The 25,169-nt window shown below is 60.3% G+C and carries 23 protein-coding genes; 15 read left to right on the forward strand and 8 right to left on the reverse strand.

Annotation, left to right across the window (positions count from 1 at the left end; genetic code table 11):
- Window positions 1-249 precede the first annotated feature (249 nt).
- The 7 genes from lgt (at window position 250) to IB248_RS27280 (ending at window position 6,954) form a co-directional block, all read left to right on the forward strand.
- Window positions 250-1,131 (forward strand): prolipoprotein diacylglyceryl transferase, encoded by an 882-nt coding sequence (gene lgt, locus IB248_RS27250; RefSeq protein ID WP_192241936.1) that lies wholly within the window; start codon window positions 250-252, stop codon window positions 1,129-1,131.
- A gap of 25 nt (window positions 1,132-1,156) precedes the next feature.
- Window positions 1,157-2,257 (forward strand): class I SAM-dependent methyltransferase, encoded by a 1,101-nt coding sequence (locus IB248_RS27255; protein WP_018857224.1) that lies wholly within the window; start codon window positions 1,157-1,159, stop codon window positions 2,255-2,257.
- Window positions 2,258-2,352: 95 nt separating this feature from the next.
- Window positions 2,353-3,147 (forward strand): peptidoglycan editing factor PgeF, encoded by a 795-nt coding sequence (pgeF, locus tag IB248_RS27260; protein WP_018857225.1) that lies wholly within the window; start codon window positions 2,353-2,355, stop codon window positions 3,145-3,147.
- A gap of 5 nt (window positions 3,148-3,152) precedes the next feature.
- Window positions 3,153-4,304 (forward strand): Xaa-Pro peptidase family protein, encoded by a 1,152-nt coding sequence (locus tag IB248_RS27265; protein WP_113471216.1) that lies wholly within the window; start codon window positions 3,153-3,155, stop codon window positions 4,302-4,304.
- Window positions 4,305-4,386: 82 nt separating this feature from the next.
- The gene (locus IB248_RS27270) at window positions 4,387-5,217 is read left to right on the forward strand and encodes a hypothetical protein (protein WP_113471217.1); all 831 of its coding nucleotides are present in this window, start codon (window positions 4,387-4,389) and stop codon (window positions 5,215-5,217) included.
- Window positions 5,218-5,323: 106 nt separating this feature from the next.
- Window positions 5,324-6,256 carry a ribose-phosphate pyrophosphokinase gene (locus tag IB248_RS27275; protein ID WP_018857228.1) on the forward strand — a complete coding sequence of 311 codons (933 nt, stop codon included), beginning with the start codon at window positions 5,324-5,326 and terminating at the stop codon, window positions 6,254-6,256.
- Between the two features lie 98 nt (window positions 6,257-6,354).
- Entirely contained in the window at window positions 6,355-6,954 is a 600-nt protein-coding gene (locus tag IB248_RS27280) for a Kazal-type serine protease inhibitor domain-containing protein (RefSeq protein ID WP_082728609.1), read from the forward strand.
- 106 nt (window positions 6,955-7,060) lie between these two features.
- On the opposite strand, the gene IB248_RS27285 is transcribed toward IB248_RS27280, so the two are convergent.
- From IB248_RS27285 to IB248_RS27300, 4 genes are all read right to left on the reverse strand, one after another.
- Entirely contained in the window at window positions 7,061-7,738 is a 678-nt protein-coding gene (locus IB248_RS27285) for a peroxiredoxin-like family protein (RefSeq protein WP_018857229.1), read from the reverse strand.
- A gap of 87 nt (window positions 7,739-7,825) precedes the next feature.
- Window positions 7,826-11,083 (reverse strand): adenylate/guanylate cyclase domain-containing protein, encoded by a 3,258-nt coding sequence (locus tag IB248_RS27290; protein ID WP_169683853.1) that lies wholly within the window; start codon window positions 11,081-11,083, stop codon window positions 7,826-7,828.
- A gap of 122 nt (window positions 11,084-11,205) precedes the next feature.
- On the reverse strand, window positions 11,206-12,657 hold the full coding sequence (locus IB248_RS27295; protein WP_018857231.1) for a hypothetical protein: 1,452 nt from the start codon (window positions 12,655-12,657) through the stop codon (window positions 11,206-11,208).
- 83 nt (window positions 12,658-12,740) lie between these two features.
- Window positions 12,741-14,819, reverse strand: a complete 2,079-nt coding sequence (locus IB248_RS27300) for an EAL domain-containing protein (protein WP_169683852.1) — start codon at window positions 14,817-14,819, stop codon at window positions 12,741-12,743.
- Window positions 14,820-15,156: 337 nt separating this feature from the next.
- Between IB248_RS27300 and IB248_RS27305 the strand changes: the two genes are divergently transcribed.
- The 5 genes from IB248_RS27305 to IB248_RS27325 all read left to right on the forward strand — a co-directional run bounded on the left by IB248_RS27305 (window position 15,157) and on the right by IB248_RS27325 (window position 20,379).
- Entirely contained in the window at window positions 15,157-15,771 is a 615-nt protein-coding gene (locus IB248_RS27305; RefSeq protein WP_018857233.1) for a 50S ribosomal protein L25/general stress protein Ctc, read from the forward strand.
- A gap of 186 nt (window positions 15,772-15,957) precedes the next feature.
- Window positions 15,958-18,318 (forward strand): EAL domain-containing protein, encoded by a 2,361-nt coding sequence (locus IB248_RS27310; protein WP_113471221.1) that lies wholly within the window; start codon window positions 15,958-15,960, stop codon window positions 18,316-18,318.
- A gap of 22 nt (window positions 18,319-18,340) precedes the next feature.
- Complete coding sequence (locus IB248_RS27315; RefSeq protein ID WP_018857235.1) at window positions 18,341-19,060, forward strand: transporter substrate-binding domain-containing protein; 720 nt, start codon at window positions 18,341-18,343, stop codon at window positions 19,058-19,060.
- 90 nt (window positions 19,061-19,150) lie between these two features.
- Complete coding sequence (gene pth, locus IB248_RS27320) at window positions 19,151-19,867, forward strand: aminoacyl-tRNA hydrolase (RefSeq protein WP_018857236.1); 717 nt, start codon at window positions 19,151-19,153, stop codon at window positions 19,865-19,867.
- Window positions 19,868-19,869: 2 nt separating this feature from the next.
- Window positions 19,870-20,379 (forward strand): GNAT family N-acetyltransferase, encoded by a 510-nt coding sequence (locus IB248_RS27325; protein WP_169683851.1) that lies wholly within the window; start codon window positions 19,870-19,872, stop codon window positions 20,377-20,379.
- On the opposite strand, the gene clpS is transcribed toward IB248_RS27325, so the two are convergent.
- A complete protein-coding gene (gene clpS, locus IB248_RS27330; protein ID WP_025661709.1) occupies window positions 20,325-20,636 on the reverse strand; it encodes an ATP-dependent Clp protease adapter ClpS in 312 nt (103 codons plus the stop codon). The two genes, IB248_RS27325 and clpS, sit on opposite strands and share 55 nt — an antisense overlap.
- Before the next feature lie 181 nt (window positions 20,637-20,817).
- Here clpS and ychF point away from each other — a divergent pair, with 181 nt between their 5' ends.
- Entirely contained in the window at window positions 20,818-21,921 is a 1,104-nt protein-coding gene (gene ychF, locus IB248_RS27335; RefSeq protein ID WP_113471223.1) for a redox-regulated ATPase YchF, read from the forward strand.
- Window positions 21,922-21,944: 23 nt separating this feature from the next.
- Here ychF and IB248_RS27340 read toward each other — a convergent pair whose 3' ends face one another.
- Window positions 21,945-23,024, reverse strand: coding sequence for a hypothetical protein (locus tag IB248_RS27340; RefSeq protein ID WP_018857240.1), 1,080 nt, complete (start codon window positions 23,022-23,024; stop codon window positions 21,945-21,947).
- 81 nt (window positions 23,025-23,105) lie between these two features.
- Between IB248_RS27340 and IB248_RS27345 the strand changes: the two genes are divergently transcribed.
- Window positions 23,106-23,576: a MaoC family dehydratase gene (locus tag IB248_RS27345; RefSeq protein WP_026371798.1), complete on the forward strand. Its 471-nt coding sequence runs from the start codon at window positions 23,106-23,108 to the stop codon at window positions 23,574-23,576.
- Window positions 23,573-24,040, forward strand: a complete 468-nt coding sequence (locus tag IB248_RS27350) for a MaoC family dehydratase (protein WP_018857242.1) — start codon at window positions 23,573-23,575, stop codon at window positions 24,038-24,040. Before IB248_RS27345 ends, IB248_RS27350 begins: the two co-directional genes overlap by 4 nt.
- A gap of 9 nt (window positions 24,041-24,049) precedes the next feature.
- Here the strand turns inward: IB248_RS27350 and IB248_RS27355 are convergent, their stop codons facing one another.
- Window positions 24,050-24,592, reverse strand: coding sequence for an adenine phosphoribosyltransferase (locus IB248_RS27355; protein WP_018857243.1), 543 nt, complete (start codon window positions 24,590-24,592; stop codon window positions 24,050-24,052).
- Between the two features lie 116 nt (window positions 24,593-24,708).
- A partial coding sequence (locus IB248_RS27360; RefSeq protein ID WP_246779300.1) for a cytochrome c1 occupies window positions 24,709-25,169 on the reverse strand: 461 nt, incomplete at its 5' end.

The following is a 25,169-nucleotide window of genomic DNA, read 5'->3' on the forward strand; positions in this document are numbered from 1 at the left end:
AGGGCCACTTCGGCCCCTCAAGAATGAGGTAGGGCTTCGCCGCGGAGGATGCAAGCGGTTTGCTCTGGATAAGCCAGCCGGCGGCCTCCGATCGCCAACAATCGACTTGACCGCTCTTGATCGCAGCGCCATCTTCCGCCCACATCAAGCTTGGCGCGCCTTCAGAAAGTCGCAAAGGACGCCTTGAACTGAACCGCGTCAGACGCCCGATTCCATATTCCGGGCTTTGCGCCACCGAATGGGACAACCTTGCCGACAGCAGCCAATTTCATGGCGATCATGCCGTTCCCCGAGATCGACCCGATCGCCTTTTCGCTCGGCCCCCTCTCAATTCACTGGTACGGACTTGCCTATGTCGCCGGCATCATGCTCGGCTGGTACTATGCGCGTCAGATCGCCGGGAACAACAAGCTGTGGCCGGGCGACGTGTCCCCGATCACCAAGGTGCAACTGGACGATTTCATCATCTGGGTCGCGCTCGGCATCGTCCTCGGCGGCCGCATCGGCTACATCCTCTTCTACGACATGCCTGCTGTCATCGAGAGCCCGATCCGGGCGATACAGATATGGAATGGCGGCATGTCCTTCCACGGCGGCCTGACGGGCACCACCATCGCGATGATCGTCTTCGCGCGGCGCAACAGCATACCGATCTGGAGCCTGTTCGATATTGTCGCAGCAGTCGTCCCGATCGGCCTGTTCTGCGGCCGCGTCGCCAACTTCATCAATGGTGAGCTTTGGGGGCGCTTGACCGATGTGCCTTGGGGCATGGTTTTCTGTAACCAATATATCGAGCGGGCCGACGGTTACTGCCCCGGCGGCGACTTTGTTCGCCACCCCAGCCAGCTCTACGAGGCAGGTCTGGAGGGCATCGTGCTCCTCCTGGTTCTCGCCATGCTGATCTACGGCTTCCGCGCACTGAAGACCCCTGGCTTCGTCACCGGCGTTTTCGTCTGCGGCTACGCGCTTTCCCGCATTTTCGTCGAATTCTTCCGCGAACCGGATGCCCAGCTGGGCTACCTGCTGGGCACCAATTGGCTCACCATGGGCATGGTGCTTTCCACGCCGATGGTATTGCTGGGAATCTGGGCCATGCTTCGCGCTCGCCGTCAGGCTGCCCTGCAGCACTGATCGCAGCCTGACAGGAGGGGCATTCATGAGCACCGCGCTCGGTGAGAAGATCAAGGCTATCATTCAGGCGAACGGCCCGATCAGCGTCACGGACTTTTTTTCGCTGTGCCTCGCCGACCCCGAACATGGCTACTACAGGACCCGCGAGCCTTTTGGCCGCACAGGTGACTTCGTGACTGCACCCGAGGTAAGCCAGCTTTTTGGCGAGATGATCGGCGTCTTCATCGTCCATGCCTGGCAGCGACACGGGACGCCCAAAGGTGTCCGTCTCATCGAAATCGGTCCCGGTCGCGGCACGATGATGTCGGATATGCTGCGCGTCATTTCCCGTATCGCGCCGCCGCTTTTCGGAGACATGACCGTGCACCTCGTCGAGACAAGCGAGCGGCTGCGCGACATCCAGCAGGAGACGCTGGCGTCCCACGGCGACAAGGTCAGCTGGCATCAGGGCTTCGATGAAGTCCCGCCGGGATTCTCGCTCGTCGCGGCAAATGAGTTGTTCGATGCGATTCCGATCCGTCAGTTCGTGCGGACGCCGGCGGGCTTCCGCGAGCGGATGGTGGGCGTCGACGCAGCAGGCGAACTGACATTCGGCGCCGGCGTGGCCGGGATCGATTCAAGCCTCCTCCCCTGGCCGGAAGAGGACGTACTCCCGGGAACGATCTTCGAAGTCTCGCCGGCGCGCCAGTCGGTGATGCTATCGATCTGCGATCGCCTGAAAGAACATGGCGGGACGCTTGTCGCCATTGACTATGGGCACGTTGTGAGTGGCTACGGCGACACGCTGCAGGCGGTGCGCATGCATGAGTATGATCCGCCTCTGGCGCATCCCGGTGAAGCGGACCTGACGAGCCACGTCGATTTCCAGGCATTGGCACAGACCGCCACTGCGGCCGGGGTCCACGTCAACGGCATGCTTCACCAAGGCGATTTTCTCGTCGGCCTCGGCATTCTCGATCGCGCTGCCGTGCTTGGCCGGGATCGAGCACCACATACGCAGCAAATCATCCAGACCGCAGTCGACCGACTGGCCGCCGAAGGTGAAGGGCGTATGGGCGAACTCTTCAAGGTGCTGGCGGTCTCGCACCCGACGGTGGATTTGATGCCCTTCCGTTCGGTGGATTGACAGCGCGAGCGCCGCTGGGCCAACATCCGCGGCAATCGACCAGGCATTGCCATCCAGTAAGGCGCACAAGCATTCAAGCAATTTTGGAAGTTCTAATGACGCAAGCAGCATCTCCGGCACCGATCCAAAGCGCGCTGCTGAAAGAGGCAACCGGTGACGCAATTCTCCATGGCTACTTCACCCGGCAAGGCGGCGTTTCGGACGGCATTTATCGCGGCCTGAATGTCGGCCTCGGCTCGCACGATGAGCGCGAGAAGGTTCAGGAGAATCGCCGCCGCGTGGCTAGCTGGTTTGAATTGCCTGTCGAGCGTCTCGCTACTGTGCACCAGGTACACTCTCCCGATGTGGTCGTCGTCGACAGGAACTATAACGGCTCCCGCCCCTCAGCGGATGCGTTGGTAACGGCAACTCCGGGCATAGCGCTCGGGGTGCTGGCTGCCGATTGTGGGCCAATCCTCTTCGCCGATTCGGAAAACGGTGTCATTGGCGCCGCTCATGCAGGTTGGAAGGGTGCCCTCACCGGTGTTTTGGAAAACACGATCGACACGATGGTCCAGCTTGGCGCGAAGCGCGAAGCCATCGTTGCCTGCCTCGGCCCATCGATCAGCCAGGCGAGCTACGAGGTTGGGCCGGAATTTGTGGAACGCTTTGTCGCTCAGGATCCATCTTACGAGCGCTATTTCGTGCCATCAGGAAAGCCTGAACACGCGATGTTCGACCTCCCTGCCCTGACGATCGACCGGCTGCGCGCCGCCGGCATCCGCGCAGAAAGCCTTGGGCTCTGCACCTATCCCGATGCCGAGCGTTTCTTCTCGTACCGCCGGACCACACATAACAAAGAGCCGGACTACGGTCGGCAGATTTCTGCAATCGCAATCAGGGAGATTTGAGCGGTATGGCCTTGCACTTCGACCGACCCGAATTCGCCGTCCGCCTCGCGCGTCTGACAGACAAGATGCGCGAAGAGAAGCTGGATGCCCTGCTGCTGTTTGCCCAGGAAAGCATGTACTGGCTGACCGGCTACGACACCTTCGGCTACTGCTTCTTCCAAACGCTTGTCGTCAAGGCCGACGGGACGATGGCGCTGATCACACGCTCTGCCGACCTGCGTCAGGCGAAACACACCTCCATTCTGGAAAACGTGCAAGTCTGGGTCGACCGCGTAAATGCCGATCCGACCGTCGACCTTCGGAACCTGCTGGTCGAGATGGATCTGCTCGGAGCCAGGATCGGCGTCGAATACGACACCCATGGCATGACGGGCCGCGTAGCCCGGATGCTCGACGCGCAGTTGACGTCCTTCGGCCAGATCGTCGACGCGTCCTATCTCGTCAGCCGCCTGAGACTGATCAAGAGCCCAGCCGAAGTCGCCTATGTTGAACGCGCTGCTGTATTGGCCGACGATGCGCTTGATGCGGCACTCGCGCTGACCAATCCCGGCGCAGACGAAGCGGATATTCTGGCCGCGATGCAGGGCGCCGTTTTTGCCGGTGGTGGCGACTATTCCGCGAACGAATTCATCATCGGCTCTGCCGAGGACGCCCTGCTTTGCCGCTACAAGGCCGGCCGCCGCAAGCTCGATACCAACGACCAGTTGACGCTCGAATGGGCAGGCGCTTACGCGCACTACCATGCGGGAATGATGCGTACCGTCGTCATCGGCGAACCGAGCTATCGCCATCGCGAACTCTACAACGCCTGCTTCGAAACCATCCAGGCAATCGAAACGGTATTGAGGCCGGGCCACAGCTTCGGCGACGTCTTCGATATGCATGCGAAAATCATGGACGAGCGCGGCCTGTCGCGCCATCGCCTCAATGCCTGCGGCTACTCGCTGGGCGCCCGTTTCTCGCCATCCTGGATGGAGCATCAGATGTTCCATGTCGGTAATCCGCAAGCAATCGAACCGAACATGTCGCTCTTCGTGCACATGATCATCATGGATTCCGACACGGGAACTGCGATGACCCTCGGGCAGACTTATCTCACGACGGACAACACACCCCGCGCGCTTTCCCGCCACTCTCTGGATTTCATCAACGTCTGAGACAAGAATCCGGAATTGACACAGACCCGCACCGGCCTTCATAAAGTGCATGGGGCCGGCACTGGGAAGGATGTAACGAGGGATGACGCGAGTCGCGACTGCGCCAGTGCTCCTTGCCTGCTTTGCCCTAACCGCCTGCAACACCACCGACGCCTTGGTCCCGCTGGTCGACATCGGCGATTCCTCACCAAACATGCGCTCATCGCCGGTAACGCAGGGCGACGTGGAACGCATGGCAGGAACCCAGCCCCGCCAGCAGGCCTTTGCCGCTCAGCAGCGGTCGAACGGATATCATCCCGCCTATAGCCAGGCGAGCTATCGTCAAGGTTCAGGCGCACCGCCTACCACGATGGAAGCCCAGGCGATGGCCTTGGAAAGCGATATGCGCTCGCCGGCAGCCTCCGTGCCAATCAAGGCGCAGACCCTGCCGGAGCCAATATCCAACGCCCAGGCCGAGGAAGAAGACATGGTGGAAGCGCCCGCTCGCGAACCGCCTAGACAGCAAACCCAGACTGCCATGCTGAATACGAGTTCGTCCTCGGCAGGTGGGACGACCGTCCGCTTCCTTCCGATCATCGGGGCACCGGTTCAGGCGGTTACACCGCTTTCGCGCCAACTCGGAGCGGAGGCCCGCTCGCACGGCCTTTCCATCAAGAGCTCGAACGACAGCTCAAGCGCCTACATTCTGAAGGGATACCTCTCCGCCTTTTCCGACAGCGGCAAGGTCACCGTGGTCTATGTCTGGGATATTCTCGATGGCAGCGGCGCGCGCCTGCACCGCATCCAGGGACAGGAAAGCGTACCCTCGGAGGCGCTGGATCCCTGGGCCGGCGTTCCCGCCTCGGTTATGCAGCAAATCGCCTCGAAAACCATCACCGACTTCTCAACGTGGCGCGATGCTCGCGGCGGTTAAGCCACAAGGTTTTTAGAAATATGAGCGCAGATGACGCCTTAGCCCTTGCATTCAGGAGCAAGCTGGCTAAAAAGCGCGGCTATCAGCAGGAAATAGGCGGACCAAGATGAAGGTTTTCGCAGGCAATTCGAACCGGCATCTCGCCGAAGCGATCTGCAGCTATCTCAATGTGCCTTTGGGCAAAGCCAGCGTCAGAAGATTTGCCGATCAGGAAATCTTCGTGGAAATTCAGGAAAACGTTCGCGGTGAAGACGTGTTCGTCGTCCAGTCCACGTCTTTTCCGACGAACGACCATCTCATGGAACTGCTCATCATGATCGATGCGATGCGCCGCTCGTCCGCGCGCCGCATAACTGCGGTTCTTCCCTATTTCGGCTATGCCCGCCAGGATCGCCGTGCCTCGGGGCGCACGCCGATCTCCGCCAAGCTCGTCGCCAACCTCATAACGGAAGCCGGCGCCGATCGCGTGCTAACCCTCGATCTGCATGCAGGCCAGATCCAGGGCTTCTTCGATATTCCGACGGACAATCTCTACGCCATCCCGGTCCTGACCCGTGATATCAAGGCCAACTACGACATCAGCAACGTCATGGTGGTTTCGCCTGATGTCGGCGGCGTTGTTCGTGCCCGCGCGCTCGCCAAACGTCTCGACTGTCTGCTGGCGATCGTGGACAAGCGCCGCGACCGCCCGGGTGAATCCGAAGTCATGAACATCATCGGCGAAGTTGAAGGCAAGGACTGCCTGCTGATCGACGACATCGTCGATTCCGGCGGCACGCTCTGCAACGCAGCCGATGCGCTGCTTGCCAAAGGGGCGGCAAGCGTCACCGCCTATATTACCCACGGCGTTCTCTCGGGGGGCGCGGTCACCCGCATCACTTCGTCGAAGCTTCGCGAGCTCGTCATCACCGACTCGATCCAGCCGACGACGGCTGTCCAGTCAGCTCACAACATCCGCGTTGTGAGCACGGCGAGCTTGATCGGTGAAGCGATCAACCGCACCAGCCAGGAAGAGTCGGTTTCCAGCCTGTTCGACTGAAGCGTTTCAAAACTTTCAACACCGCAGACGTTTGATCTTCCCCGGAAATGCAACTTGAGCTAGGATTTGAAAAGAAATCTAGCTGCAGGGGAAGAGTCATGACGCTCGCCGGTTTCCTGTTGCCTCGGAAGATCGCCCTGTTTGGGCTCATTTCGCTTCTGTCTGCCTGCACTGCCGACGTAGGACCCAATTATTGGCGCCCGCCACCTCGCGCGCCCAGTCCGCAGATATGCACTCTGGAATACAATCCCGTCTGTGGCCAACGCGGCGGACGTGTCCAGACCTTCGCCAATGCATGCCAGGCGCGTGCAAATAACTTTACAATCATCAGCCGTGGCCAGTGCCGCCGGCCGCCTCCGATGACATCGCGTCCGACACCTCTTCCGTCGAGGCCGCAGGTGTGTACCATGGAGTACGCTCCGGTCTGCGGCCAACGCAGCGGACGTGTTCAGACCTTCTCTAACGCGTGCCAGGCTCAAGCAGCCAACTTTACGGTCATCAGCCGCGGCCAGTGCCGCCGCCAGCCCGGCATAACAGTGCGCCCGCAGCGTCCGCCACCGCCGCGGCCCGGTGGCATATGCACGCGTGAGTACCGCCCAGTCTGCGGCCAACGAGGTTCACAACTGCGCACCTTCTCGAATACCTGTGAAGCTAACAACAGCGGCTTCCGCATCATACGCCAGGGCGCATGCAGGTAATGAAGTGGCGACCCTGACAAGTCGGCTTCCGCTTATGCGGGAGCCGAACTCCGTTTTTCGAAAACGAGTAAAAGCGCGACAAGCGGATCTGACTGACCGCAGTCGCTTAGGCAGCAATGTTTGACGCGGCCGACATGACCTCCTCGGGAGCCGGTACGCCGAACATACGTCGGCCATCGTCGGCCACCTCGGTAAAGCACCATCTGACGACGCCGTCGCGGTCAAGAAGGAACTCGCCGACCAGTTGGCCCTCACCCGTCGCAATCATCCGCTTGTCGTCGTCCGTGAACTCGTAACCATCGGCATTGTCGAGGTATTCAACAGCCGCCAGCGGGGCCATCGGCTCAGGCAGGTCAGGCATATCGACGCGCATCGACGTTAGCGTGTCGAGGCTAACCTTGTAGGGCCACGCTGTTTCCGATTGCGTGAACTCGATGTTGGGAAGCCCGAAGGCGCGATGCGATACCCTGTCGGGATCGGAGGCCGCCAGCAGATTGGGCAAGGGATGATACCGGAAATAGAGGCGTGCCCGATCGATAGGCGTATTGACCACCGTCAGACTTTCGATGCCCTTTTGCTGGAGGTCGCCCGCCAGGCTCGCCATCGCGGCGATTTGCCGCCTGCAGAATGGACAGTGGAGCCCGCGAAACAGGCCGACCAAAACCGGCTTCTGTCCTCGGAAGTCATCGATCGATATCTTGCCCTGACGCGTGATCGCATCGAGAATGACGTTCGGCGCGCGGTCACCGGGCTGCAGCGGTCTCTCGCTTTGATTTTCGGGCATGGCACCCTCCTTCATTTGCGCGTCGGCGAGCAAGCCGAGCAGAAGAAAAAATAGCGAAAACTCAGCACCTTACCTGCCGGCATTGAATCAATCCAGGAAGGGCAGCACGACGAGCGCGTCGGGATCCAGCCCATGCCTGACGCAAACATCCTGCGCGAGCGAAAAGTAGCGCTCCGCCTCGGCCATATCGTCCTTTTCCAAGTTCAACGTCGCAAGCCCATCATAGCATGGAAAGAGAAGCTGTGGCTCGCCGATTTCACGCGCGAGCTGAAGCGCTTCCTCGTAGTAGTTCCGAGCCAGGTCCGGTTCCCCGTGACACTGATGGATCTGTCCGAGCACGATGAGGGGCACCGCCAGGTGATCGCGCTGATCCAGCGCCCGGTCGATCTCGATCGCTCTTTCAGCCGCCGGCACTCCCTCCTTGGCACAGTTGTCGGTGAAGGTGCAGCAGGCGACCGCGAGGTTGGCGAAAAGCCGGGCTTGAAAACCGAGGTCGGAGATGCGCTTGGCAACATCGAGGCCCTGGCGACACACATCGATGGCACGCCGCGGATCGACGATCGTATAGAGAACGCCGAGATTGGAATAGGCGCGACAGGCCGCGCCGAGAAGCCCCGCCGTTTCGGCAACCTCCAGACTTCGCTCGACTTCGCGCACCGCCTCGCGGTGCCGCCCCAGCCGCGCCAGCGCCACCCCCTTTGTATTCAGCGCCTCCGCTCGCACCTGCGCAGCCTCCGAGGCCACGGAGCCTTCCCCATCCAATGTTGCAGTGTTGAGGCAGGACAGTGCATCATCGGCCCAACGCGCGGCAGCGGTCTGATCGCCCTTGCGGAAGGCGAGATGCCCACGCTCCTGAAGCAGATGGGCAAGTTCGATGGGTGCATTGCTCACGCTCAACAGCGAGGCGGCCTGCGCATAGTCGGCGTCCGCAAGATCACTTCTGCCCGCAGCAAGATTGAGGCGGCCGAGCTTGCGCAGGATCCGCGCCGCACCCGGCTGATCACCAGCTTCCTTTAAGGTCGTCAGTGCGCGGCCATAGTGTTCGCGGGCCGTCTCCCGCTCTCCCGCCGGCCCGCAGAGATCAGCGAACCGTTCATAGAGAGCAAGCAACTCCGAACCGGCTTGCGGGTTATCCGAAATTGCCGCAAGCGCCTCGCGGTAGAGGCGCATCGCATCGTCGTTTGCGTAGGTCTTGCGGGCCAAATCACCCGCGGCCATGAGGTATCGGACGCCCTTGCTCACCTCGTCGGCCCGGCAGTAGTGACGGCCGAGTTGTGCGATATCCTCGAGTCGAGCGGGTATGCCGTAATGTATTCTCTCGATCGCGGCCCCGATACGCGCATGCAGCTCCTTGCGGCGCTGTAGCAAGAGATTGCCATAGATGGCATCGTGCAATAGCTGCTGCGGGAAGCAATAAGAGATCGCCTTTGCCGAAGCAGCACCAGGCGTTTCCTCAACGACCTCGGCCTCGCAGAGAAAATCCAGCCCACGCTCGACACACTCTGCATCCGATGCGACGGCGCGAAGCAATGCCAGATCGAAGCGTGGACCTATAACGGCAGCTTCCTGCGCCAAACGCTTGACGTCGGGCGGCAGGCGGTCGACGCGCGCCAGCAGCATCGCCTGCAGGCTCATCGGCACCTCGGTTCCCATTTCGCCACCCGCCATGCGCCAGCATCCGTTCTCGAAATGAAGTGCCTCGGTCTCGATCAGCGCCCGTACGATCTCCTCGATAAACAGCGGATTGCCGCCCGCTCGCGCGAGAATTCGTGAGCGCGTCTTCGCAGGCACGGAACTGTCCACGCCAAAGAATTGCGTCAGCAGAGCCTCGCCATCCTTACTCGAAAGCGGCGCGAGCCGCATGACGGTGCGGTTGATCCGGCTTGACTCCAGGCCTTCGCCCTCGGCAACCGACCGTCCTGTCGTCAGCATCATCAGGCGCGTACGTTCGAGCCGGTCCAGGACGAAGCGTAGCGCCTCGATCGAAGCGGCATCCGCCCAATGGAGATCCTCCACCACCAGCAGCAGTGGGCTTAGCGACAGCCGCCGTTCAAAGATCGTACGCGTGGCGTAAAAGATCTGCCGCCGCAACTGCTCTGGCTCGACATACCGCAGCGCTCCATCCGGATCGCCGAGGCCCAAGACATGAGAAAGGAGCGGCGTCAGACCCGCGACCTCGCTCTCGCTAAAACCAAGGTCGACCAATCCCGTTGCCAGCAGTTCGGCCGTCCGGGCTGCGGTTTCCCGCTCAGCTATCCCGTAGGCGCTGCGTAGAACCGATGCTAGCGTCCCATAAGATTGCTCCCCGAGGGGTGAGCAGACGGCACGCCGTACCACCACCTGCCCGAACCGCTCGGCTTCGGCGACGTTCTGCAGAAACTCCTTGACCAATCTTGACTTGCCGATGCCAGCCTCACCGACGAGCTGGACGAGTTGCGCATTGCCGCCACTGGCGCGATCCAGGCAATTGGACATCCGCGACAGTTCCGAGTCACGCCCGATGAGTTCGGCGTGCAGGCCTAGGCTTTCCAAACCGCGCGCGGCGTGAGGCGTCTCCATCCGTCCGAGGAGACGATGTACCTGTACATTTCCCGTCTTCCCGCGAAGGGCAAGCGAACCGAGATTGTCGAACGCGAACGCATGCCGCGTCAGACGGTAGGTTACCGGGCCTACCAGTATCTCGCCTGGACCCGCCATCGTTTGCAGTCGTTGGGCCGTATTCACTGTATCGCCGGTCACCGAGTAGGATCGCGCAGCCGCCGCTCCGAAACCACCGCTGACCACCGGCCCTGTGTTGATGCCGACATGCAGCTGCAGCGGATCTCCACCGGCCAGATCCAGCCATTTGGCGCCAAGGCGGTCAGCACCCGCAATCATGTCGAGTGCTGCGCAAAGGGCACGATCGGGATCGTCCTCATGTGCTGTCGGGGCCCCGAACAGCGCAAGCAACGCGTCACCGACAAACTTGTCAACATAGCCGCCATAAGCCTCCACGGCCCGCGTCAACTCCTCGAACAGTTCGTTCTGCAGCGAGCGCATCAGTTCCGGGTCAGTTCTCTCGCTGAGCGCAGTAAAGCCGCAGAGATCGGCAAACAGAACGGTCAGCGGACGCCGGTCGGCGGCATCGTCAGGCATGGATGTAGGCGGGACTGCACGCGGCGGCGGTTCGGCAGGAACTGCACGACCTTCGGCCGGGCCAAGAGGTGTTCCACATTTTGGGCAAAACGCAAAATCGGGCTGGCATGTCTCGCCACAGGAGGCGCAGACGATCGGTTGTCTTGCGCCGCACTTCGGGCAGAACGCAAAACGACTTTCGATCGCAAAACCACAGGCGGCACAATTCATCGGCCTGCCTCTCTGAGCGCGCCGGCCTCACCTAGAGAGCTGACACTGGCAACACAGCATGGACCTGCCGGGGGCGCCCCGCAAGGCCCCTCGCCTTGAGCTGCAAGGCTAACGTAGCAGGCTCAATCCGCGCCCTTGATGACCTGGCCGTTGATCGTGACGGAGCCGTTTTGCGCGACGCTGATATCCCAGCGTTGACGCCCGTCGGGATCAGTCTTCGCAAAGCCCTTGGCCATCATCAGGCCGAACGACACCTGATTGAGCTCGGCGTTGGTCTTCGCAAGCTCCTGAACGGCGGCGATCGTCTTGTCGAGATCACGCGCCAGAACCGTCGCTTCCATGGAATAATCCTTGGAAGTATCGACCCGTCCGCGGACCTTTGCGGAAATCTCGGCATCGTAAACGCTCGAGACCGCGCTGATCTTCGGGAACTCCATGACCAATTCGCCGCCCTTGAAGAGCCGCTCGACCGCCTTCTTGCCGCTGTCTTCTGACGATGCGCCGCTGAAATCGACCTTGAGAAACTCATCGCCGAACGCCGCAAAATCCATGTTGGGTATCGCCAACTGCAGCTGCAATTGCCGGGGCACGAAGTCTGAATAGGCCGCAGGAACGATCGCGCTCGCGAAACTGATTTGATCCGCCGTCACACCCACTCCAAAGCGCGTCGCGTCGGTCGCGCCGTCGAGTGCAACCTCATAATTGAGGTTCTTGGCGCCACCGTTACCCGCGGCACTCGACACTGTGAGATTGTTGAAGTCGATCGTTTCGTTGAAGCTCGTCAGCAACGGAAACGCGTCACGAAGCATTTCCTTCAACTTCTCGCCGTCCGCCACAGCAAGTTTCTTCTCGTCGGCGTGGTCGGCCACGAACATGATGATGTCGCGAACCTTGTTCACGGGCAGGCCGTTTACCGCCGCTGCGAAATCGATTGTGTCAGCGCGGATTTCGACCGGAGGCACTTCGCGACTGCTGATCTTCTCTAGGAATCCCGCGGCCGAGCCGCTGGTGGCAAAATTCGTCGTGCCGGCCGCAGCACCCTCCGACGACGTCAGTTTGTATTTCATGCTATCAAAGCCGGCGCTTACTTCCTCGGCTTCGGTCTTGGATGAGAAATTCACGGCCTTCGTAGAGAAGTCGCCCGAGCGGAGATAGCTGATCGCCGGGTCGAAAACGCCACTGAAAATGAAGGTCTCGATGATGTAGGCAAATTCCGTCTTTGGCTGTCCCGACGCCTTGAAGCTGCCAGACACATTGAGGGAATTGTTCCCCTCCACGCTCCACAGACCGGTATCCAATCGCGTTGCGAACATCGACCACGGCGTCAAGCCGGTGACTGTAAAGCTGCCCGGATCGATGCTCTTCAGAAGCTTCGCAAAATCATAGATGATCTCGTAGCGTGTCCCAGCCGGATTGACGGTCACGAAACCGTCTTTCGCCACTCTCTTCGGCAGCAGTCTCGTCAGGCTTTCTTGAACCTGCCTGGCCCCAGCCTGGTTGATGTCAGCGGCATAGGCCGCAGATGCCAAGGCGAGCGCGATCGTACTCGTTGCCGCAATAAGATTGAGCCGCATATCCGAACTCCTCCGCCGCTTGTGTTTTGCGAGCATGTGAGGTTTCCGCGCGGCGGATGTCAAGCCGTGTTGCAGTGCGGTGGTCAGGCCGCCGCATCGGCCCTCGAAGCAACGACCTGGCGATCTGTCGCGCCTGTTCCATCGCCATTGACGAGGGCCTCGATGTCTGGACGTGGCATCGGCTTTCCGAAGAGGAAGCCCTGCACCTGAAGGCAACCTTCGCGGCGGAGGAAATCGACGTGCTCTTCGCGTTCTACGCCTTCGGCGAGAACCGGAATATCAAGGCTCTGCGCAAGAATGAGCGTTGAGCGAACGATCGCTGCCGACTGCTTGTTGGTGACGACGCCATCGACAAAAGCACGGTCGATCTTGATCTTGTCGAACGGGAAGCTTTGCAGCGTGGAGAGAGACGAATAGCCGGTGCCGTAGTCGTCCATTGCCACCTTGACGCCGAGCTCCTTCAGCCGGCGGATGGCGTTCAACGCGTGCCCGTGGTCGGCAATGATGCCGGTCTCCGTAATCTCGAGTTCGAGGCGTGGCGGTACCAGACCCGTTTCGGCGAGAATCTGCTGTACAATCTGCGGCAGGCGGCTGTCTGCGAGCTGTTGGGCCGCGACATTAACCGCTATGCTCAAGGGGTTCTTCCAGCTGGCCGCTTCCACGCAGGCGTTACGCAACACCCATTCGCCGAGCTCCATGATGAAACCCGTTTTCTCGGCGATCGGGATGAATTCGACCGGCGAGATGTAGCCGCGCGTCGGGTGTTTCCAGCGCAGCAACACCTCGAAACCCAACACCGCACGCGTCATGGTATCGTTCTGCTGCTGATAAAAGAGTTCGAATTCGCCCCTCTTCAGCCCTTCGCGCATCTCGATCGCCAGCGCACTTCGTTCCCGCGCTGCTTCGTCCATCGAGGGATCGTAGAAGCAGATACTGCTCCCCGCCGTCGTCTTGGCACGATACATGGCAACGTCAGCCTGCGAAAGCAGGTCATCGACGGTGCGCGCCTTGTCCGGAAAGCTGGAGATGCCGATGCTGGACCCGACGCTAAGCGACTGGCCATTCCACTCGACCGGTCGCTCGATCTCGTCGAGCAGGCGCTGCGCAACACTTCTGGCCTCGGAGCGGCCAACGTGATCGCGCATGACGACCACAAATTCATCGCCGCCGATCCGGGCCACGAACTGTCCCTTTTGCATGACCTTCACCAGCCGCTCGCCGATCGCCCGCAGCACGGCGTCGCCAGCCGCGTGACCATGCACATCGTTGATCTCCTTGAACCGATCGAGGTCGAAGCAGAGAGCGGCGACATTCCAGCCGATTTCATGGGTCCGTTTGGTCACGGTGGCGAGATGTTCGTTCAGCGCCGCGCGGTTTGCGAGGTTCGTCAGTGGATCGTGAAGCGAGAGATGACGATAGCGAGCGACGGCCGCTTCCGTCGACTGCATGTCGATAATGTAGGTGGATGCGCCGAGGAGCAGGATGATGACCATGACGGTACCGACCAAGCTGGTCATCACGCCCACCGAGAGAATTTCGCGAGGAACTGCGACCGTCACATCCGGGACGATCGTCATGCCCGCCATGCCGAGGAAATGCGTGGAAACGATCGCAAGGATCAGCGGCAAGGCCGCCCCAACCGGGCTGAAGCGCGCCGTCGGCCGCACAACCCGGCGCGCCATGAGCGCGCCAAAACCGGCCGCCGCAATCAGCGAGGTAACGACATAGGCAGTATTCCATTGGACCTCGCCGGCCACCTTGTAGCCGGCAATACCGACGTAATGCATCGCTGCGACACCAAGGCCGACGATTGCGCCCCCGGCCTCGACAAGCGCGTCCTGGCTTCGCATCGAGGCGACCGAAAAGCCGATCATGGCGGAGGCGATGCCGATGAAAAGCGACAGCAGCGTCAGATCCGACTCATAACCGCTGAGCGTCGGCGCTCGGAAGCCAAGCATGGCGATGAAATGGGTCGTCCAAATTGTCGCGCCGCCGACGAACCCTGACAGGAACAGCCAATTGAATTTCTGGAACCCATGGGTGCGCCGAACCCGCGAAAAAAGCCGTACCGTGAGTAGCGAGCCAAGCAGGCAGATCACGGTTGCAAAGGTCAGGTGCGGCCAGTTGTGTTCGGCTGCAATGCAGGTAAGGAGACGTGGCATCGGAGAGACCAGGTTGCGTTTTGGCCTTCATAACCGCGCCGACATTTTGTATTACTTAATCTCTGGGGGAAATCCGGCCGTATAGTTAAGCCTTCGCGATCCGCTTCAACTTCCGCAACCGTTGCCTGGTGCCACTCGCCAAGTGCTTGTCCCGCACCATGATCCCCGCCACCTGTAAGGCACCAGCTTGCGTTTCCGTCACATCTATACTATAGCGCACGCGTCCGCGCAGACACCCTTGGAGGCAACGCGGATGAGGATGGGGTAACCCGCCTCCAGTTCCGCGGCAAGCATAGGCCTCCGCGGGGCTCTCCAAATAACCTCGGAAGGAAAAGTCATGAGCCACGAAAGCTACGAGCTCAAGGCCGAGGCGCGCGAACGGGTTGGTAAGGGGTCCGCCCGTGAACTTCGCCGCAACGGTTTGATTCCCGCTGTCATCTATGGTGACAAGCAGGCCCCCATTTCTATCGCTCTCAACACCAATGAGGTGACGAAGCGCATTCATGCCGGTGGTTTCATGACCACGATCGCGACCATCGAGGTCGACGGCAAGAAGTACAAGGTTCTGCCGAAGGACTACCAGCTGGATCCCGTCCGTGACTTCACGATGCACGTGGACTTCCTGCGCGTTTCCGGCAACACCCAGGTCACGGTTGAAATCCCGGTTCACTTCATCAACGAAGAGAAGTCCCAGGGTCTCAAGGCTGGCGGCGTTCTGAACATCGTTCGTCACGAAATCGAAGTTCACTGCCCGGCTGATGCGATCCCGGAATTCTTCAACGTTGACCTGAACGGCAAGAAGATCGGCGACAGCATCCACATTTCCGACCTTACCCTGCCCAAGGGTGTAACGCCGACCATTTCCGATCGCGACTTCACGATTGCGACGGTTATCGCCCCGGCTGGCGGCGTTGACGAAACGGTTGCAGAAGAAGGCGAAGCAGAAGCCTGATCGCTTCCATGATTTGTAAAGCATAGGGCCCGCTTTCTCTCGAAGGCGGGCCCTTTTCATTGGTTGCAAGGAGCCTGTTTCAGCAACATTTAATACATTTCATGGAAGCATGCCGGTACGTTTTTGAAAGACCCACGGGCGTCGAAAACCGTGAATGCAAAGTGCGGCTGGGAGCAAAACGGAACAATGCACAATTCCGTTGAAAATCGTTTTTTGGCAATCATTTGCGGAGCTTTGCTGCTCTTCGTTGCTCCACTGTTCGTCCTTTTTCTTTTTCTTTCTTCCGAGCGCGCAGACAAGGAAATACGCGACCACATCTCGGTTCTTCTTGTCGCCAATTCTCAGGCCCTCGCCAAGCCGCTCTGGGACCTTGATGATGACAGCGTGACGCAGATCAGCGCGACGATCGTTTCGCAGGGCGCGATCGTCAAGGTCCAGGTTCGCGACCAGTCCGGCCAGCTGGACGTCACGCAGTCGACCATACCGAAGTCGTTCAACGGCAACCTCGTCCAGGTGTCGCGCGCGATCATATACAACACGATCGACGGCCCGAAGAACCTGGGCACGATCTCCGTGTTCTATCCAGCGCTCGGTCTCTTCTCCGGCCTCAAGCACGAAGAGATCGTCTTCATGTCGATCTTCATCTTCGCGGTGCTGGCCGTCTTCAGCGCCGCCTTGATCGGCAATCGAATCTTCATCATCCGGCCACTGATGCGCCTGACGGCAGCCGTCGAGGCAACCCGCCAGCTGGGCTCGCGTCATCACGTCAACTGGCAATCGAACGACGAGATGGGACGCCTCGCCAGCGGCTTCAATGAGATGCAGTCGAAGCTCGAAAGCGAGGAGCGCGAATTGAAGCTCGCGCATCGCCGTGCCGTCGACATTTACGACCTGACGCCGGCGATGCTGTTCTCGCTCGACGAGGATGACCGCATAACGGCGGTCAGCGACTATTGGCTCGTCGCGACCGGCTATGAGCGGCCGCAGGTGGTCGGCCGCAGGTTTGCAGACCTCGTTACACCAGATACGCGTGAGGCCTTCCTCGGGCGCAAGAATGACCTCGATGGCGGCGCCGCATTCGACGTGACGGTCAAGTTCATATGCGCCAGCGGCAGCATCATGGATGTGCTCATCCTTGAATCGACAGCAGCCACCGCGGGTCATGACCGGCTCTCGCTGTCGGTAATGACCGATGTCACCGAGCTGAAAGCTTCCGAGGCACGCAATCACGAGCAAGCAATCCGCGACCATCTGACCGGCCTGCTGAACCGTCAGGGTTTCGAGTCCGTGCTCGATACCAAAATTCAGCAGGCGGACGCGCTCGGTCAGGAACTTGCCTGCCTGTTCGTCGACCTCGACCGTTTCAAATGGATCAACGACAATCTCGGCCATGCCGAGGGTGACAGGGCTCTTCGGGAGTTTGTCGACCGATTGAGGATGCATCTGGCGCCATCGGACCAGGCGGCACGCCTGGGCGGCGACGAATTCGCAATCCTTCTGCCGGCAAAAGATGCCGCGCGGCGGGCGGGCGCGATGGCCGAGCAGATCGCCTCCATCTTTGTCGAGCCGTTCGGTCCGGACCTGCATTTGAGCGCCAGCGTCGGCATCGCCATCTACCCGCGTCATGCCGCGAACGCTGCCGAGCTGTTGCAGAAGTCTGACATGGCCATGTACGCGAAGAAGCGCGACGGCAAGAACGGTGCGCAGCTCTTCGACAACCGCATGATGGACCACACTAGGGCTCGCGCCGAAATCGAGACCTACATCGAGGCAGGCCTCGCGGAGGATTGGTTCGACGCCTATTTGCAGCCGATTGTCAGCCTCAACGGCCGCGGAGTCGCCGGTTTTGAGGCGCTGATGCGCCTGAACCATCCGCAAAAGGGTTTGATGGCGCCGGCCGAGATCATCAATGTCGCGGAGGAGACGGGCAAGATCATTCGCGTCGGTAATGTCATTATGGAGAAGGCGATCGCCCACCTTGCAGCCATTTCCAGGCTGCCGGGCATGCAGGACAGCTATCTCGCCATCAACTTCTCTCCTTTGCAGTTCGAAGCCGCCCTGCCCGCGCGCCTTGCCGCATTGCTTGGCCGCCACGGCATCCTCCCGCAGCGCATCGTCGTCGAAATCACGGAGGCAGTGTTGATGCATAACAATCCGCTGATCCGCACTATCGTTACCGAGATGCGCCGCTTCGGCTGCCGGATTGCCCTCGACGACTTCGGCACGGGCTATTCGTCGCTGAGCTATCTCAATCGCTTCCCGGTCGACATCATCAAGATCGACCAGTCGTTCACCCGGTCAATAAACGACGCCAACGACGACGTTCGCCAAAAGAGCCGCACGCTGGTGGAGAGCATCACGACGCTGTCCCACAGGATGGGCTGCACCGTTATCGCCGAGGGTATCGAGACCGAGGACGAATGCCACACGCTGCACGATATGGGCCTCGACTTCGGTCAGGGATACCTATTCCATCGTCCGCAGCATGCCGCCGCTCTGATCGAGCGCCTGTCAGCGTCGGGCCAACTCATCGCACGAGCTTCGTGAACCGGGGAAGAAGAGCAACACGATGAAGAGACTGCTGCTTTCTATTCTGTTGAGCCTCGGTGCCTCGACACATGCCATTGCCGCCGGCGTCACACTCGCCACGGAGGAATACCCCCCCTTCAGCTACCGCGACGGAAAGACCGTAAAAGGCGCGTCGGTCGAGCAGGTCGAAAAAGTGATGAAGGACGCCGGGATCGACTACACGATCGAGATGATGCCTTGGGCCAGGGCCTACAATCTTGCCCAGACCACCCCTATGAGCTGCGTCTTTACGACCGCTCACAATGCGAAGCGCGACCCGATGTTCAAATGGGTCGAACCCTTGCTGGTCGATCGCAACATCCTCATCACCAGAACGGGCTCCGGCGTGGCAGCCAAGGATCTAGAGGAAGCCAAGAAGTATACGGTCGGTACCCAGCGCGAAGACTATACGGAGATGACACTGAAGGAGAGCGGCTTCACGAAGCTCGACGTCACCACTGACTTCAATTCGACGCTGCGCAAGCTGCTCAATGGCCGCATCGACATGATGCCTATCACCGAAATCTACTTCGAGAAGCTCAAGGCAGAACAACCCTTGGAGAAGGTCACGGTGCTTTCCACGCAACAAATGGGGATCGCCTGCGAAAAGGACTTCCCTGGCGACCTGCTGGCCAAGATGCAGGCGGCGCTGGACAAGCTGATTGCCGACGGCACGCAGAAGTCCATCTTCATCACGTATGGCCTGAGCCCCGCAGACTGATTTTTCAACGTTTGCGGTCTCGCCGTCTTGACTTTGACGCCGTTTCGCGGTGGTGAACGCATAAAGCACATTGCAAGGAATGAACGAGCCATGCTTGTTATCGCGGGTCTCGGCAATCCCGGTGGCAAATACGCCGGAAACCGCCACAACATCGGCTTCATGGCCGTCGATGCCATCTACCGCCGCCATAGTTTTTCGCCCTGGTCGAAGAAGTTCAAGGCCGAGATCGCCGAAGGCGAAATTGCAGGCGAGAAGGTGCTGCTCATCAAGCCGCAGACCTATATGAACCTCTCGGGCGAAGCCGTCGGCGAGGCCATGCGCTTCTACAAGCTGCAGCCGGCCGACCTCGTCGCAATCTATGATGAACTCGACCTGCCGTCAGGCAAGGCACGCCTCAAGACGGGCGGCGGCCATGGCGGTCACAACGGCATCAAATCGCTCGACGCTCATTGTGGCAAGGAATATCGCCGCCTGCGGCTCGGCATCGGCCACCCTGGTGTCAAGGAATTGGTGCAGCATCACGTGCTCGGCGACTTCGCCAAGGCCGATCAGGCTTGGCTCGAGCCGTTGCTGGATGCACTTGCCGATAACGCCGACATGCTGGTTCGCAAGGAAGACTCCCAGCTGATGAACAAGCTGGCACTTGCACTCGGCGGCAAGGCCGAAGAAGAAACGCCGAAGCCAGAGAAAAAGCCGGTGGCGAAGTCTCATATCCGCGCGGCCCGCAACAACAACCAGCCGAAGTTGCCCACAACAGGACCAATGGCCGAAATGCTGAAGAAGATGTTCGGCAACAAGGGTGATTGAGTATGTCAATCGACGAACTCGTCATTCGTTCCGCCGAGGCCGCCGACCTTCCGAGCCTGCTTGCTCTCTACCATGACCTAAACCCTGCTGATCCGGTCATCGACCGCGAGCGTGCCGAAGAGCGGTTCGAAGCGATCCTCGCGCAACCGGGAATGACTGTCTTCGTCGGCATCGCAGGTCGGGCCGCCGCTTCGTCCGTGACGCTGATCGTCGTCCCCAACCTGACCAGGAATGGTGCATCCTATGCGCTGATCGAAAACGTCGTCACGGCGGCCCGCTACAGGCAGCGGGGCTACGGACGGGTGCTGATCCAGCACGCCATCGAAACCGCATGGAAAGCAGGTTGTTACAAGGTGATGCTGCTAACCGGCTCGAAGGATCCTGCGACGCTGCGCTTCTACGAGAACTGCGGCTTCACGCAGGACAAGACAGGCTATCAGGTCCGGCGCGCCGACAACTACTCCTCCGGCTCCGCCGTCAACATCAGCGGAAAACCGGCCTCCTTGGCATAATCCATCGCCTCCTTGACCTTCGTCTCGGCGATATCCTTCGTGCAGACCACAACAACGCTTGATCCCATCTTGTGCGCCGTCATCATCACACGGTAGCCGGTCTCCTCACTCATTCGGAAGACGACCTTGAGGATCATCACCACGAATTCGCGCGGCGTGTAATCGTCATTGAAAAGGATCACCTTATAGAGCTTCGGCCGGTCCAGCTTCGGCTTCGACTTTGTCTTCGGTTTAAGGGCAATATCGTTGTCACTCATCGGAAACCCACCCGTTGATGACATGGAGAGGCGAGAACGTTCGCCGATGTCTATATTGCGCTGCAAGGGCGGGCGTTCAACCCCTCAGAATGCAAGAGACTTGCGCTAAAAGCTTGACCGCAAGGCGCGTTTTATCCCATAGCCAGCACCAACGAATTCAAGAACAGCAGGTTTTCAGGCCATGGGCTTCAAATGCGGTATCGTCGGTCTGCCGAATGTCGGCAAATCGACACTCTTCAACGCGCTCACCAAAACGGCAGCAGCGCAAGCGGCAAACTATCCCTTCTGCACGATCGAGCCGAACACCGGCGAAGTCGCCGTTCCAGATCCCCGCATGCAGAAGCTGGCGGCAATCGCCGGCTCCAAGGAAATCATCCCGACCCGCATCTCCTTCGTCGACATCGCCGGCTTGGTGCGCGGCGCGTCGAAGGGTGAAGGTCTCGGCAACAAGTTCCTCGCCAACATCCGGGAAGTCGATGCCGTCGTGCATGTGCTGCGCTGCTTCGAGGACGACGACATCACCCACGTCGAGGGCCGCATCAACCCGGTCGGCGATGCCGACACGATCGAGACCGAGCTGATGCTCGCCGACCTCGAAAGCCTTGAGCGCCGCGTCGAGCAGACCCGCAAGCGCGCCACCGGCAAAGACAAGGACTCGATGGCACAGCTGCCGGTCATGGAATCCGTGATCAAGCTGCTGAACGAAGGCAAGCCCGCACGCCTGCTCTTGAAGACGCTGGCGGCCGAGGAGATCGAGATCCTCAAGGGCCTCAACCTCCTGACGTCGCATCCGGTCCTTTATGTCTGCAACGTCGCGGAAGCCGACGCTTCGACCGGCAACGAACACACAAAGGCAGTCGCCGCCATGGCCGAGAAGCAGGGCGCCGAATGCGTCATCATCTCGGCCGCGATCGAGTCCGAAGTGGCCCAGCTTCCCGAAGAAGAAGCAACCGAGTTCCTATCGGCGCTCGGCCTCGAGGAAGCCGGGCTCGACCGGCTGATCCGTGCCGGTTACCATCTGCTCGACCTGATCACCTATTTCACCGTCGGCCCCAAGGAAACCCGCGCCTGGACGATCGTTCGCGGCACCAAGGCGCCACAGGCTGCCGGCGTCATCCACACCGACTTCGAACGCGGCTTCATCCGCGCCTTCACCATCTCCTACGACGACTACATCAACTTCAAGGGTGAAGTCGGCGCCAAGGAAGCAGGCAAGGGCCGTGACGAAGGCAAGGAATATGTCGTCCAGGACGGCGACGTGATCCACTTCCGCTTCAACACCTAAAGCGGAACCGAGGCGACTGCCGCCTATGCCGGCGGCAGTTTCTCCTGGATCGCTACCGGCAGCCGGCGCATCACGAACCGCCGAAGCGGCATCCATCCGGTCCCAATGACGAGCACGATCACGCCAACGGTCAGAAGCGTGATGTAAATATAGGTATCGACGCGCGCGTCCCCCTGGCGGAAGATGCCGTAGACAGCAAAGCCCAGCGATACCAATCCCGATGTCACGAAGGCACGCCGGTCGATGACAAGCCCGATCAGCATGAGCGCGATGACGGTCGCGATGACCACCGGCGTGCGAAACGACACGGTCTGCAACGCGGCAAGCGTACCGCCGCTGAGCCCCGCAAGCGAAATGACGCTATAGAGCAAAGCCGGCGCGGCACCCAAATGAAGCCAGAAGGCAACGTCGGAATTGACTGTACGACGCAGCGGGTCCCGCAGGTCGAATGTCATGGCCAAGGCAAAAAGACCGACCGCACACGCGATCGCGATGATCGACAACACGAGCGGATGATTGACCTCGAACAAAGGATCGCCGGTCAGCCAGCCAAGCGCGCGCAGGACCAACTGCAGAAAGACCACAGCCGCCCCCATGATCGTCAGGGCAAGCGCGAGCGGTACGCGATAAAGCAGATAGAAGAGCCCCAGCACGACTGGAAAGGCAAGGGTGTACTGCAGCGCAACGTTGCCACCTATCGCAACGAAGGAAAGTGAGTCGTCCAGCCACTGCGCGGCCGCACTTGCCGTCCAGACGGCAAGTGCGATCGTTAGCGCAACGGCCGGCAGCGCCAGCCTTTGACGCCGAACAAGGATCTCGGCAAGGACAACGATTGCCGGCAGCACGGCATAGATCGAAGCGATGCCCCAAAGGCCGGCCAAAGCTACGATGATGCCGATGGTTATCAGGACGTCGTGAAAGCCGCGCACGAAGCTCGGCGTTTCGGTATCCGAAAAAGGCGCCAACGGTCTGTGCAATTCGGGCGAAGGCTGATCGACCTTGACGCCGCGCGCAATCAGGAACGGCAGTAGCCGGTCAGCAGCCTGGCGCGCAATGATGCCTTCACGCTCAGCCTCATCGAGGATCAACTTCAGTTCTGGCATGTTCAAAATCTCGTGGGAATCGTTGAGTCGCGTCGAATGCTATTGTAGTCGTTCTGAAACTCCTACGAGGTGAAGAAGAATTTGTCCGATCAGAAACTCGCCTTTGAAGATTTTCAGCCGGGTCGGCGTTTTGCGCTCGGCCCGAGAGCAGTAACGGCAGAGGAGATCATCGAGTTCGCGCGCGAATTCGACCCGCAGCCGATGCATGTCGACGAGGCAGCGGGCCGCGCCAGCATTCTCGGTGGACTGGCGGCATCCGGCTGGCACACGTCTGCGCTGTTCATGCGCATGATGGCGGAGAGCTTTCTCGTCAATTCGTTCTCCCAAGGTGCGCCCGGTGTCGATTTCATGGAATGGCGAAAGCCTGTCCTTGCCGGCGATACGCTCTCCGGCCATTCGACGGTCATCGAGTCGCGCGCGCTGCGCTCGAGACCGGGCATCGGTATGGTGAAATTTTGCCACGAGGTCGAAAACCAGAAGGGCGAACTCGTCTGCCTCTCAGCGAACTCGATCATGTTCGCCCTGCGTGACATGCTGGAGAAGACCGCATGATCATGGCTGAACGCTACGCCAGTGGCGAAAAGACAGAAATCGGCAGCTACCTGTTCACGGCCGAGCGCATCGTACACTTCGCGGAGCGCTTCGACCCGCAGCGGTTCCATTTGGATGCCGAGGCAGCGAAGTCTTCGCTCTTTGGCGGCCTTTGCGCGTCGGGATGGCACACCTGCGCGGCATGGATGAAAACCTTCGTTGCCTACTGGAGCGCGGAATGCGCGCGACTGGCAAGCGAGGGTATCAAGCCGCCCAAGCTTGGCCCCTCTCCCGGTTTCACGAAACTTCAATGGCTCCGGCCGGTCTTCGCCGACGAGGAAGTGACCTATTCCGTCACGCTGCTTTCGAGCCGCCCGCTGGTGTCCCGCCCGGGGCGTCGCTTGAACACCATTTTTTGCGAGGGGGTGCTCGCTGACGGCACGCCGGTGGTCCGGTTCGAAAGCACCGTCATCGAATTTGAATAGTCGCGGGCCTCAGTGGCCCGCGAATTCCACCAGCGTGCGAACGTCCACGCCAAGCTCTTCCAGTTTTCGGCGACCGCCAAGGTCCGGCAGGTCGATGACGAAGCAGGCAGAAACAACCTCCGCCCCCATCTGCCGTAGAAGCTGCGTGGCGGCGACGGCCGTTCCTCCGGTCGCAATCAGGTCGTCGACGAGGATAACCTTCTCGCCCGGCTGAACCGCATCCAGGTGCATTTCCATCTCGTCCACGCCATATTCAAGGCTGTAAGCAACGCGCACCGTATCGCGTGGCAGTTTGCCTTTCTTCCGGATCGGCACAAACCCGGCGGAGAGCTGGTGTGCGACGGCGCCGCCCAGGATGAAGCCCCGCGCTTCGGTTCCGGCAATCTTGTCGATCTTCAGGCCCGCATAGGGTTGGACCAGTTCATCAACGGCGCGGCGGAAGGCACGCGGATTGCCGAGAAGCGTGGTAATGTCGCGAAAAATGATACCGGGCTTGGGGTAATCCGGGATGGAGCGGATGCTGGCTGCTAGCTCCGAAATCGTATCACTCATGGAATGTCCGTATTCTGCAGGGCTTCAATTCGGCTGCACCCTATCAACTGCCAGTGCCGGAACCAACAAAAAAGGCGGCCCGAAGGCCGCCTTTCCCTAAACTCTGGGCAAATCCCTCAGTGTTCCTTGTTTGCGTAGACGGAGCGCTTGGTCAGGTAGATCAGTCCGGAGAAGATGACCAGGAAGACCATGACCATGAAGCCGGTGCGCTTGCGCTCCTCGAGATGCGGCTCGGCGGCCCACATCAGGAAGGAGGAGACGTCCTTGGCGTACTGGTCGACCGTCGCCGGCGAGCCGTCGTCATAGGTCACCTGGCCGTCGGAGAGCGGCTTTGGCATGGCGAGCGCGGCAGCACCGGCGAAGTACGGGTTGTAGTGCGTGCCCTCGGCCACCTGGACGCCGGCCGGCGGCTGCTGGTCGTAACCGGTCAGCAGCGAGTAGATGTAGTCCGGACCGCCTTCCTGATAGCCGCCGACGAACGGGATCATGTCGATCAGGAACTGCGGGAAGCCGCGCTCGATGCCGCGCGCCTTGGCGATCAGCGAGAAGTCCGGCGGCGCCGCACCATTGTTGGCGG

Origin of the sequence: Rhizobium sp. RHZ01, assembly GCF_014851595.1 — a bacterium.
Classification (GTDB): Bacteria; Pseudomonadota; Alphaproteobacteria; order Rhizobiales; family Rhizobiaceae; genus Rhizobium; species Rhizobium altiplani.